At 38.2% G+C, this 11,887-nt stretch carries 10 protein-coding genes; 7 read left to right on the plus strand and 3 right to left on the minus strand.

From position 1 onward, the window contains the following. The first annotated feature begins 7 nt into the window (after positions 1-7). From folK to fmt, 6 genes are all read left to right on the plus strand, one after another. Positions 8-424 (plus strand): 2-amino-4-hydroxy-6-hydroxymethyldihydropteridine diphosphokinase, encoded by a 417-nt coding sequence (folK, locus tag MUW56_RS06005; RefSeq protein WP_292012337.1) that lies wholly within the window; start codon positions 8-10, stop codon positions 422-424. A 17-nt stretch (positions 425-441) separates the two neighbouring features. After that, the gene (locus MUW56_RS06010) at positions 442-1,554 is read left to right on the plus strand and encodes an OmpA family protein (RefSeq protein ID WP_292012338.1); all 1,113 of its coding nucleotides are present in this window, start codon (positions 442-444) and stop codon (positions 1,552-1,554) included. A 59-nt stretch (positions 1,555-1,613) separates the two neighbouring features. Beyond that, complete coding sequence (locus MUW56_RS06015) at positions 1,614-3,137, plus strand: OmpA family protein (protein ID WP_292012339.1); 1,524 nt, start codon at positions 1,614-1,616, stop codon at positions 3,135-3,137. Positions 3,138-3,348: 211 nt separating this feature from the next. Next, positions 3,349-4,785 carry an OmpA family protein gene (locus MUW56_RS06020; RefSeq protein WP_292012340.1) on the plus strand — a complete coding sequence of 479 codons (1,437 nt, stop codon included), beginning with the start codon at positions 3,349-3,351 and terminating at the stop codon, positions 4,783-4,785. 76 nt (positions 4,786-4,861) lie between these two features. After that, positions 4,862-6,772 carry an ATP-dependent DNA helicase RecQ gene (locus MUW56_RS06025; RefSeq protein WP_292012341.1) on the plus strand — a complete coding sequence of 637 codons (1,911 nt, stop codon included), beginning with the start codon at positions 4,862-4,864 and terminating at the stop codon, positions 6,770-6,772. A gap of 274 nt (positions 6,773-7,046) precedes the next feature. After that, positions 7,047-7,991 (plus strand): methionyl-tRNA formyltransferase, encoded by a 945-nt coding sequence (gene fmt, locus MUW56_RS06030; RefSeq protein ID WP_292012342.1) that lies wholly within the window; start codon positions 7,047-7,049, stop codon positions 7,989-7,991. 99 nt (positions 7,992-8,090) lie between these two features. Here the strand turns inward: fmt and MUW56_RS06035 are convergent, their stop codons facing one another. From MUW56_RS06035 to MUW56_RS06045, 3 genes are all read right to left on the minus strand, one after another. Then, positions 8,091-8,669, minus strand: a complete 579-nt coding sequence (locus MUW56_RS06035; RefSeq protein ID WP_292012343.1) for a Crp/Fnr family transcriptional regulator — start codon at positions 8,667-8,669, stop codon at positions 8,091-8,093. A gap of 103 nt (positions 8,670-8,772) precedes the next feature. After that, complete coding sequence (gene ribB / locus MUW56_RS06040; RefSeq protein ID WP_292012344.1) at positions 8,773-9,894, minus strand: 3,4-dihydroxy-2-butanone-4-phosphate synthase; 1,122 nt, start codon at positions 9,892-9,894, stop codon at positions 8,773-8,775. 67 nt (positions 9,895-9,961) lie between these two features. Further along, complete coding sequence (locus MUW56_RS06045) at positions 9,962-10,966, minus strand: LLM class flavin-dependent oxidoreductase (RefSeq protein ID WP_292012345.1); 1,005 nt, start codon at positions 10,964-10,966, stop codon at positions 9,962-9,964. Between the two features lie 437 nt (positions 10,967-11,403). Between MUW56_RS06045 and MUW56_RS06050 the strand changes: the two genes are divergently transcribed. Next, a complete protein-coding gene (locus MUW56_RS06050) occupies positions 11,404-11,850 on the plus strand; it encodes a hypothetical protein (protein WP_292012346.1) in 447 nt (148 codons plus the stop codon). The last annotated feature ends 37 nt before the right edge of the window (positions 11,851-11,887 follow it).

Here is an 11,887-nt window from a genome sequence, read left to right on the forward strand (position 1 = left end):
TTTCGATATGTCGCAGCAAAAGGTAGTTTTGTTACTAGGAAGTAACCTTGGAGATCAAAAAAAAAATGTAGCGCTTGCATTACAGAAGATTAAAGAAGGAGGAAACAACATTTCACAAATAAGCGAATTTTTAATGTCTGATCCTGTGGAATTTGTCAGTTCCAATATTTTTTGTAATATTGCAGCAGTAATATTCACGCATCTTTCTCCAATTCAACTGCTTGATTTTATTAAAAATATCGAAGTTGAAATGGGAAGAATTAATGATTCAAAAGTATCTGGAGGCTATAGCGACAGAATAATAGATATTGATATCATTAAGTATAATGAATTAATTTTTAAATCAGAAAGATTAGAAATCCCTCACAAAAAGCATCTTTTTGAAAGGGAATTTTCCAGAATATTATTAAAGGATTTTATTTAACACATAAAACATACTGTATGAAATTAGGTTTATTATTATTGGCAACTTTGCCAATTGCAGCTTATGCACAAAACAGCAGCACTACAGTTAATTCTTCAACTGAGTATCCTAATACCTTCTCTTCAGGTTCCGCAAACGTACAACCCTTTGACAATAAAGCCAGACGCTTCAGAGACTGGTCTATTTCCGTAGGGGGTGGTGCCGCATTTATGGTTCACTCTGATCTTAAGTCTCTTACTAAAGATAAGACCAATTGGGGGTATAATGCTTATATAAGCGTAGATAAACAAATCTCACATACTTTCGCTTTAAGCGTTATGTACATGAGAGGAGAAACAAAACAAACCGGCCAACTTGCCGGAGCAGCTGGTCAGCTGGCAGGAATAGGTACTGCAACAACACAATTTGATCAACTGTCTTTATTAGGGGACATTAACTTTTCCAACCTACTAAGAAGAGTTGACAACCATTCTCCTTACAGATGGGCTTTCCACGGATACATGGGAATCGGGCTTCAGGGTTTCAGAACTTCACTGCATGATAATAACGAATTCAGATGGAGCGATACTCCCAAAAGAACTCCTTTGTTTATCAAGCAAGACATTGATATCAACTCTATCTTTTATCAAGGAGGTATCGGAATCAAATACAACGTTTCAAAACTTATCGATGTTGAAGCAAGAACCATGTACATCATAAGCGGTGATGATGAATTCGATGGTGCCGGATGGGCTGATCCTAATGATTATGATCCTTCAACCAAAGGTTCAAAGTACAATATGCTTAACCCTAGAAGATCTGATAATGCATGGACGGTAAGTTTAGGATTATCTTTCAAACTGGGAAAACAATTGTCTCACTTAGCTTGGCATGATCCTCTTCAGGAAGGCTATTACAGAATCAATGTTCTGGAAAATGCTGCCACCGATCTTGTGGTTTGTGAAAAAGGAGATGCGGATAACGACGGAGTATGTGATGATTGGGACAGACAGCTTGACACTCCTGCAGGAGCAAGAGTGGACGGTGCCGGTGTAGCTTTAGATATGGACCTTGACGGAGTTATAGATTTATACGATAAGTGTGTAACGGTTCCAGGACCTGTAGAAAACAACGGGTGCCCTATAAAATAATGTAATGAAAGAATTGAAAAAAATTCTTTATTCATAAAATATCAAATAATAAATACACGATGAAATTAAGTTTAGCAATGGCTATACTAGCATTGGCAATGCCTACTGCCATCTATGCACAAGACTCAACGGCAGTTTCAAATGGAACGTATCCCAATACATTCTCTTCCGGCTCTGCCAACGTTTCCCCATTTACCAATCAATCCAAAAGATTCAATGATTGGTCGATTTCGGCAGGGGTAGGTGTTCCACTTCTCCAGTCAGCAGATTTGACTTCTATTAAGAATGGTAACGGTAAAAATCTTTTCGGATATTCTGCGTATGTAAGTATCGATAAAGCTATTACTCATGCTTTTGGAATCAATTTACAATACGACAGAGGAGAAACAAGACAAGGATGGTTCAATACCAAAGATTCAGCGCCTGATGCTACTGCTGTAGGGGCAAGAACTCAGTATGATGCCATCTCAATTTTGGGAGATATCAACTTCTCGAACCTTTTAAGAAGAGTTGACAACCACTCTCCTTACAGATGGGCACTTCACGGATATGCAGGGGTCGGTACGATTGCCTACAGAGCTTACCAGAAAGGGGCCGGCGGACAGAGACTGATGACTGAAGTAAAGCCTTTTGAATTAGGTTCCATGTTCTTCCAGGCCGGTACAGGTTTGAAATTCAAAGTGAACAGAAGAATTGACATTGAAGGGAGATTGATGTATGTGGTAACCGGTGATGATGAATTTGATGGCGGAGGTAATGCTTACAGCGCGATCAACAAACGTTCAGAGCAGGTTTCCGACAACTTCTTCAATGCTACTTTAGGGGTTTCCCTGAAATTAGGAAAACATGAATCCCATGTAATGTGGCATGATCCGCTCCAGGAAATCTATTACAAACTGGATGTTTTAGCGGACAGAAAACAAGATATCGAAGTCTGTAAAAAAGGAGATGCCGACAATGACGGAGTATGCGATGATTGGGACAGACAACTTGATACTCCTGCAGGAGCAAGAGTGGATGGTGCCGGTGTAGCACTTGATACCGACCTTGATGGTGTCATCGACCTTTACGATAAGTGTGTGACCGTTCCTGGACCTGTAGAAAACAACGGATGTCCAGTGAAAAAGGATAACAACCAGACTGCCGTAGAAGTAGAAAAAACACTTAAAGAAATCTACTTTAATTTCAATAAAGCAACGATCAGACCTGAATCTAACAGTAAATTGGATCTGGCTGCGTCAATCATCAAAGAAAATGGAGGTAATTACCTTCTGACCGGCCACACAGACAGTAAAGGAAATGCAGCCTATAACCTGAGATTATCTAAAGAAAGAGCAGCAGCTGTTGTGGGAGCTTTAGAAAACAGAGGAATCAGCCAGAATGTACTGAAGTCCAGAGGAGTGGGTTCAGCGGAAGCTACCGTTCCGGCATCAGCATCAGACGCTGAAAGATTAGTAGACAGAAAAGTTACAGTAAGATTTGTAGAAAGTTCAAAATGGGATTCTATCAAAAAGAAAGACTTTGAAGATGCCCCTGTAAAAAAATCTACAAAAAAGGTATCTGCTAAAAAAAAGAAAAAGTAATTTCTTAATATACTTAAAAACCGAAAAGAATTGCTCTTTTCGGTTTATTTTTTTTTCTACTACGAAATTTTTTGCCTACCTTTATATCATTTTCAGGGCTATAAGTCCGGATCCTCCCGATATATTGGGATAATTTAGAAAAAAATTAATGTAAAATTAGCTTTTAATAAATAAAATCATTTAAAATAACTTAACTTAAAAAAATAACACTATGAAATTAAGTTTAGCAATTGTTGCACTAGCATTAGCTATTCCAAGCGCCAGCTACGCACAAGACTCAACGGCAGTTTCAAATGGAACGTATCCCAATACATTCTCTTCCGGCTCTGCCAACGTTTCCCCATTTACCAATCAATCCAAAAGATTCAATGATTGGTCGATCTCAGCAGGGGTAGGTGTTCCACTTCTTCAGTCAGCAGATTTGACTTCTATTAAGAATGGTAACGGTAAAAATCTTTTCGGATATTCTGCGTATGTAAGTATCGATAAAGCTATTACTCATGCTTTTGGAATCAATTTACAATACGACAGAGGAGAAACAAGACAAGGATGGTTCAATACCAAAGATTCAGCGCCTGATGCTACTGCTGTAGGGGCAAGAACTCAGTATGATGCTATCTCAATTTTGGGAGATATCAACTTCTCGAACCTTTTAAGAAGAGTTGATAACCACTCTACTTACAGATGGGCACTTCACGGATATGCAGGGGTCGGTACGATTGCCTACAGAGCTTACCAGAAAGGGGCCGGCGGACAGAGACTGATGACTGAAGTAAAGCCTTTTGAATTAGGTTCCATGTTCTTCCAGGCCGGTACAGGTTTGAAATTCAAAGTGAACAGAAGAATTGACATTGAAGGGAGATTGATGTATGTGGTAACCGGTGATGACGAATTTGATGGAGGCGGTAATGCTTACAGCGCGATCAACAAACGTTCAGAGCAGATTTCCGACAACTTCTTCAATGCTACTTTAGGGGTTTCCCTGAAATTAGGAAAACATGAATCCCATTTAATGTGGCATGATCCGCTTCAGGAAATCTATTATAAACTGGATGTTCTGGCTAACAAAAATCAGGATATCGAAGTATGTAAAAAAGGAGATGCCGATAATGACGGAGTATGCGATGATTGGGACAGACAACTTGATACTCCTGCAGGAGCAAGAGTGGATGGTGCCGGTGTAGCGCTTGATACCGACCTTGATGGTGTTATCGACCTTTACGATAAGTGTGTAACCGTTCCTGGACCTGTAGAAAACAACGGTTGCCCTACCACCACTACCGGACCTGTAGTAGAAACAGAAACCAAATTGGAAGGAATTGAATTTGACTTAAATTCTGACAGAATCTTACCGTCAAATACTCCAATCTTAAATAATGCTGTCAACTATATTAATTCTTCAAACGGTTCTTACAATGTAATTGGAGCTACAGATACCAGAGGTACTGATGCTTACAACCAAAAACTATCTGAAAGAAGAGCCAACAACGTTAAGAATTATCTGATCAAAAACGGAGTTCAAACTGGAAAACTTAATGCCGTAGGAAAAGGTGAAAAAGACCTTAAATACCCTGAATGTGAGCCTGCTACTAAATGTCCTGAATGGAAAAACAGAGCAAACAGAAGAGTATACTTCGAAGCTAAATAATAAACTTATTAATTATTATATGAAAGTCACGCATTGCGTGGCTTTTTTGTCTTGATACTTTCCTTATTTTTACCACATGATTTCTCCGCAGGATTTTCAAAAGCTAAAATATGATACTCTTAAGTATTTCTGGGGTTATACCAACTTCAGAGATTCTCAGGAAGAAATTATCAATTCCGTTATTAATGAAAGAGATACTTTGGTCCTCTTACCTACAGGAGCAGGAAAATCTCTTTGCTATCAGCTTCCCGCTCTGCTTAAAGAAGGAACATGCCTGGTGATTTCTCCTCTTCTTGCATTAATGAAAGATCAGGTAAATCAGCTTAAATTCCGCGGTATAGAAGCGGAATATCTCTCTTCAGAACTGGATGAATACGATGCGGAATTCATCTATGGCCGCTGCAAGGAAGGTCTTACAAAATTATTATACATCTCTCCTGAAAGGCTTACCAACAGCCAGTTTCTACAGAATATCCAGGATATCCAGCTGTCATTTATAGCAGTGGATGAAGCGCACTGTATTTCAGAATGGGGGCAGGATTTTCGTCCCAGCTATCAAAACATAAAAGATTTCAGGAAAAATAACCCTGAAATACCATGTCTTGCACTGACAGCGACTGCAACTCCAAAAGTGCTGGAAGAAATTAAAATTAAACTGGAACTCAGAAAACCTTCCCTATTTCAAAAAAGCTTCAAAAGAGACAATATTAAAATTTTTACCGAAGAAGTTTCTGATAAATTCCAACGCGTTTTCGACATTCTTAAATATACCAATGATTCCGGAATTGTATATGTAAGAACCAGAAAAGAAGCAGAATTGTTAGCAGAATTTTTGAAGAAAAATAAATTAAAAAATGTAGACTACTTTCACGCAGGTTTAACGGCAAAAGAAAAAAATTCAAGACAAACGGTATGGAATAACAGTGACAATCATGTGCTGATTTCTACCAATGCTTTTGGGATGGGAATTGATAAGGATAATGTACGTTTCGTGATCCACTACTCTCCTGCCGCGTCTCTGGAAAATTATTACCAGGAGATCGGAAGATCGGGAAGAGACGGAAAGGAAAGTTTTGCCTTTATGCTTTGGAGCAAACAGGAACTTTTAAACTTTGATCAGATTTTAAAAAACCAGATTCCCAATAAAGCCGAATTTTTAAAAATCATCAACTACCTCTATTCTATTTTTCAGGTCGCTGAATTTGAACTGCCGGAAAAAACATTTCAGCTGAATACTGCCGGAATACAAAACTTCACCAAACTGTCAAAGGCAAAAATCAATAATGTCCTTGGCTTTCTTCACAACCAGGAAGTCATCTATTTCAATGATCATAAAAGTTTATCTTCACTGGAACTCCTGATGCGACCGGATGAAATAGACCAATTACCGCAGAAAGATGCTTATTTTATAGAACTTCTTCTCCGTACCATATCGGGACTTAGCACGCATAAAGTCTTGTTCAGTGAATTGCAGGTAAGCAATAAGATCGAAGTCAGTATCCCTCTGATTAAAGAGCGTATTAAAGAACTTCAGCAGAAAAACTACCTGGAATATATTGACGGAGCGTTGTCAAGCATCAAATTTTTAAAGCCCCGCGATGAAAGGGTTATCAATAATGCCTACTGGAAACTTTTTGAACATATCCAAAAGAATAAAATCCAGAAATGGGAAGAAATGAAATTTTATGTAGAAAATAAAGACTACTGTAAAATGAAACTTATTCTTTCATATTTTGGAGAAAAAAACTCAAAAAATTGCGGCCAGTGCTCTGTATGTGAAAAGAACAAACAATCTATTTTCGGAAAAAATATTTCCCAGCAAATCATCAATGTATTGGCCAAAAGAGCTTCAACTATTGAAGAGCTTTCGGTACAGCTAAGCTATCATTCCAAAGAAAATATCTTAGAGAACCTGATCTATCTGCTGGATTCGGGAAAAGTAAAAATGCTGAACTTCAGGACCTATGCGTTGAATCATGAGCAATGAGTCAATGCATGAGCAATAATCCTTAGCGGCCCATTTGCATCCCAGGTGAATGAAGAATAAGAGCGCTGAGAACCAAGGGGTAAAGGTAAGATTTTCAGGGGTTCAGATTTTATCTGACAGACATCAGAAATAAGACGATTGAAAACTCAAGTTTAACCTGTCAATTCTCAACGATTAGCTCTCAAAGAATCTGCTTATTCTAAAACCTCAAACTCCGCACCCGAAACCCTTCTCCCGCTTCCATCTTTGATCTCAAAACTCTTATCTTTGCAGTATGAAATCATTGAAAGTCGTTTTTTTAGGAACTCCGGAGTTTGCCAAAACTTCACTGGAGGCCATCCACCAGTCTCATCATCAAGTGGTGGGGGTCGTAACTGTTGCCGACAAAGCAAGCGGCCGCGGCCAGAAAATTAATCAGTCGCCGGTAAAAATATATGCCTCAGAAAATAATATTCCGGTTTTCCAGCCGGAGAAATTGAGAAATCCTGAATTTCTGGAAGCACTGAGAAGTCTGGATGCGGATGTTTTTGTAGTAGTAGCCTTCAGAATGATGCCTAAAATTCTTTTTGAAATGCCAAAAATGGGGACCTTCAATCTTCACGCTTCTTTACTGCCTGATTACAGAGGTGCTGCTCCCATTAATTATGCAGTTATTAATGGGGAAGAAAAAACCGGTGCCACTACTTTCTTCATCAACGAAAAGATAGACGAAGGAAATATTCTTCTTCAGGAAGAGCTCGCCATTTTACCTGATGAAAATGCGGGAAGCCTTCATGACAGGCTTATGGAGATGGGTGCCCAACTGGTCGTAAAAACATTGGACGGCCTGGCGGAAAACGCAATTGAAGAAAAACCTCAGCCACAGGTGGAGCATCCTAAAAATGCCTATAAGATATTTAAGGATGATACCAAAATTAATTGGAATGCCCCTTCAAAAACAGTTCATCAGTTTATTCTTGGAATGTCTCCTTATCCTGCGGCATTCACCACTTTAAAAATAGGTCAGGAAGAAAAAGGACTCAAAATATTTGGTGGAAAGTTTGAAATTTCAAACCACGGCCAACCTGCCGGAACCTTAGTTATTTCAAAAAATGAATTCAAGATCCTTACCCAGGATGGATTCTATTTTCCGGAAGAACTTCAGTTAGAAGGAAAGAAAAGAATGACGGTAAAAGATTTCCTGAACGGCTTCAGAAACTTTGACGAAATAACACTGTAAAATTTAAACACAATTTTAAACTCACAAAAGTCACAGCGTTTTATCTTTACTTCCAATAAAGCAGTAAAATCTTTGTGACTTTTATGATATAAGGTATAACTAGCTCTTTACAATCTTTCTGCGGATTCTACTGATAAACTCGGGAGTCACTCCCAGATAGGCCGCAATCTGTATATTGGTAAGGCGGTGAGCGGTTTCGGGATATTCTTTTAGAAAATCAAGGTAACGTTCATCTGAAGTTTTACTCAAATTATCAATAATTCTTCGTTGCAATGCAATAATCGATCTCTGAAACTTCAATCTCATGAGTCTTTCTACTTCGGGGATTTCCAGATAAAGCCTTTCTTTATCTTTTTTGGAAATAAGAAGAATTTCACTGTCTTCAATAGCCTGGATCATAAGCTTTGAAGGAATCCTGTTCACAAAACTGTCAATATCTGAAATCCACCAGTTTTCAATGCCAAAATATAAGATCTGTTCAGCGGCATGGTGATCCGTATGAGATACTTTAAAACAGCCCTTTACAACAAACCCTTCAAATTCACAGACATCTCCCTCCCGTAAAAGGAAATCTTTTTTCCTTATTTTCTGAAGTCTGAAGGCATTGCAATATTGCTCCAGCTTTTCATCTGAAATATCAACATATCCTTTGATGTGTTCTTTTAAAGGCTCAGTCATGGTTTAAAAATAGAAAAGGTTTAGAAAAATCCTAAACCTTTTATTTATTATTGTTGATCAATACATTCTCAGCAAAACTGATTTCTTATTGACTATTTCTATATTACAATTGCACCATCTCAGTAACCTCTACATCATATCCTCCCACCTGAGGTTTGATATTGGGGTTTTGAGTGATCACTTTGAACTTATTGATTCCCAGATTCTTTAAAATCTGAGTTCCAATACCATAATCTCTGTAATTATACGCTACGGTAGGATGCTGCTCCTGCCCATCCTGATAATTCAGGAACTGTTGCAGCTTTCTTAATGTATTTTCAGAATTGGAAACGTTATTGATGAAAATAACAGCTCCTTTTCCTGCTTCATTTACCATATTGGTTACTTTTTCCAGCAATGGCTTTTCTCCGTTATTTAATCTTGTCAATACATCGAAATAAGAATCTGAAGACTGAACGCGTACCAAAACAGGCTCATCTACGGTCCATGCTCCTTTCGTCAGTGCAAAGTGAATCTGGTCATTGGACGTCTCTCTGAAAGCATAAAAGTCAAATTCACCATAATGCGTTTTTACTTTTCTTTCTTCCAATCTTTCAACCAGGTTTCCTTTTTTAAGCTGATAATGAATAAGATCTTCAATAGAAACGATCTTCATATCATGTTTTTGAGCAAAAGCATGAAGCTCCGGCAGACGGGACATGGTTCCATCTTCGTTCATGATCTCACAGATCACTCCGCCTTCTTTTAAGCCGGCTAAATGCGTCAGGTCAATGGCAGCTTCCGTGTGGCCTGCTCTTTTCAATACTCCCCCTTTTCTTGCACGAAGCGGGAAAATATGCCCTGGTCTCATAAAGTCTGTAGGTTTGGATTTTTCATCCATCAGAGCCAAAATTGTTTTTGCTCTGTCTCCTGCAGAAATACCTGTAGAAGTTCCGTTTCCTAAAAGGTCAACAGATACGGTGAAAGCAGTTTCTTTAGGATCGCTGCTTCTGCTTACCATAACCTCTAACCCAAGCTCATCACATCTTTTTTCAGGAAGCGGCATACAGATCAACCCTCTTCCGTGAAGGGCCATAAAGTTGATAATTTCCGGTGTTGTCAGCTCTGCAGCACAAAGAAAATCACCTTCATTTTCTCTGTCTTCATCATCTACTACTATGATTATTTTACCATTTCTAAGGTCTTCAATAGCCTCCGGAATAGTATTTAATTTAATATCGGACATTTTTACTTTTTATTTGTGCAAAGATACTCATAAAAATAAGCATTTGCCAATTAATATGAATGGTTTATTACGCTTGGGATAAAGAGTTTACTGCTTCCTTTATGATTTCGTAAGATCTCAGTCTTTTCTGATGATCATAGATATGGGAATTGATCATCAGCTCATCCACATTGAATTTTTCCTGGAAATCTTTAAGTTTTTCCTGAATTTCAGCCTGATCCCCGATAAAAGTGTATCTCAGTTTCTGCAATACCATAGATTTTTCCATGGGAGACCAGATCTCATCCATATCATCTACGGGAGGTGCAAAAGGTTTTCTGTCGTTTCTTACAATATTGATAAATGCCTGGAATAGAGTCGTAGAAATCTTATGGGCTTCCTCAGAAGTTTCTGCAGCGACTCCGTTGACACAGGCAATGATATAAGGCTGGTCCAAATATTTTGACGGCTCGAAATGTTCCCTGTATATTTTAAACGCCATCTCCATCTGTTCAGGAGCAAAATGCCCGGCAAATGCGTATGGCAAACCGAGTTCTGCTGCCAGCCATGCGCTATCTGTACTTGAACCTAAAATATAAAGCGGAATATCCAGCCCTTCTCCCGGAATGGCACGTACCATGGCATCCGCATTTTCTTTGGAAAAATAACGCTGAAGCTCTAAAATCTGTCTTGGAAACTGTTCGTTAATCAACGCCGGGTTTCTGCCCAGGGCCTGAGCCGTTAAGCCGTCTGTTCCGGGAGCTCTGCCGAGTCCGAGATCAATTCTTCCCGGGAAAAGAGATTCCAGGGTACCGAATTGTTCTGCTATGATCAGAGAGCTGTGATTGGGAAGCATAATACCACCAGATCCTACTCTTATCTTTTTAGTTCCGTTAGCAATAAAACCGATTAAAACGGCTGTTGCAGAACTCGCAATACTTTCCATATTGTGATGCTCAGCCAGCCAGAATCTCTTATAGTTTAAATTTTCAGTGTGACTGGCTAGAGATAAGCTATCCTGAAAAGTATCATGAATGCTTTTTCCTTGCTTTACAGGAGCAAGATCTAAAACAGAAATTTCAAAATTTTTCATAATTATAAATTTGGGTCTGAAAAAACCAAACAAATTTAAAATATAAAAACCGCATTAGTTACTTTTTGTAATTGATAAGTATAATCATTGATTTCAGGCAAAAACTATTGGAAAACAGGCGTTATTTTTAATTTTTTTTGTAGCTAAAAATTTAATTTTTCATCAGTCTATTTGAATAGAAACTATTCCCTGAAAAATAGTTGTATGGCCTTATCAGCAACGGTTCTTATAAGCGGTGATAAAATCTGTAAGGCAATTGATTGAAGATAAAATTACAATGGACAATGAGGTTTCAGAAACACAGAACATGAACAAATTAAAAAATTGAATACAATGGTTGACAAACTTAACCGACAAATTACAGATCGTTTCTACCTCCAAAGAGCGCAGGCCTTTATGGGTATTATGAATATTATTAAAATTACTAATTTAGAAGCATGAAATCAAAAGTAATGTATATTGAAAACAAATCCTACGGCCACCACGGACCGGCGTGGATTGGCAGGGTCGAATTTTCAAAATCCGGCCAAACCGTTTATTTTAATGATAAAGCATTGAAAAAGCTTAAAAACACTGGAATTAGTGGAAATCATTTCGATATAGAAACAGGAGAAGAATACTGGATTTCAGGGGTAAAGAAAAATGGACAGGACAGGCATATGTTTGGAGGAGGTAAGATTATGCTTGACAAGAATTCGATTGAGGAATATTTAAAACTGGTAGATTTTAATCATATTGATGAAAATCATTTCACTATAATTGAATGTCTTAAAACAGATAAAAAAAGATTCACTGCTATTGAAAATGCAGAGGTCGAATTTAGACATAACGGTTTTAGAGCCCGGTATTGGGAAAATAATAAAAGAAAACTGCTTTCATTTTAACCTGGGTTCAGTATACTCATCTGAACCCAGGTTATGA

Source organism: Chryseobacterium sp. (genome assembly GCF_022869225.1).
Lineage (GTDB): Bacteria > Bacteroidota > Bacteroidia > Flavobacteriales > Weeksellaceae > Chryseobacterium.

What these genes read in the sequence shown, in the direction of transcription:
- MUW56_RS06035 (WP_292012343.1), bottom strand. Translation starts at nt 8,669, where the DNA reads ATGACTGAGCCTTTAAAAGAACACATCAAAGGATATGTTGATATTTCA.
- ribB (WP_292012344.1), bottom strand. Translation starts at nt 9,894, where the DNA reads ATGTCCGATATTAAATTAAATACTATTCCGGAGGCTATTGAAGACCTT.
- MUW56_RS06015 (WP_292012339.1), top strand. Translation starts at nt 1,614, where the DNA reads ATGAAATTAAGTTTAGCAATGGCTATACTAGCATTGGCAATGCCTACT.
- MUW56_RS06010 (WP_292012338.1), top strand. Translation starts at nt 442, where the DNA reads ATGAAATTAGGTTTATTATTATTGGCAACTTTGCCAATTGCAGCTTAT.
- MUW56_RS06025 (WP_292012341.1), top strand. Translation starts at nt 4,862, where the DNA reads ATGATTTCTCCGCAGGATTTTCAAAAGCTAAAATATGATACTCTTAAG.
- MUW56_RS06050 (WP_292012346.1), top strand. Translation starts at nt 11,404, where the DNA reads ATGAAATCAAAAGTAATGTATATTGAAAACAAATCCTACGGCCACCAC.
- MUW56_RS06045 (WP_292012345.1), bottom strand. Translation starts at nt 10,966, where the DNA reads ATGAAAAATTTTGAAATTTCTGTTTTAGATCTTGCTCCTGTAAAGCAA.
- fmt (WP_292012342.1), top strand. Translation starts at nt 7,047, where the DNA reads ATGAAATCATTGAAAGTCGTTTTTTTAGGAACTCCGGAGTTTGCCAAA.
- folK (WP_292012337.1), top strand. Translation starts at nt 8, where the DNA reads ATGTCGCAGCAAAAGGTAGTTTTGTTACTAGGAAGTAACCTTGGAGAT.
- MUW56_RS06020 (WP_292012340.1), top strand. Translation starts at nt 3,349, where the DNA reads ATGAAATTAAGTTTAGCAATTGTTGCACTAGCATTAGCTATTCCAAGC.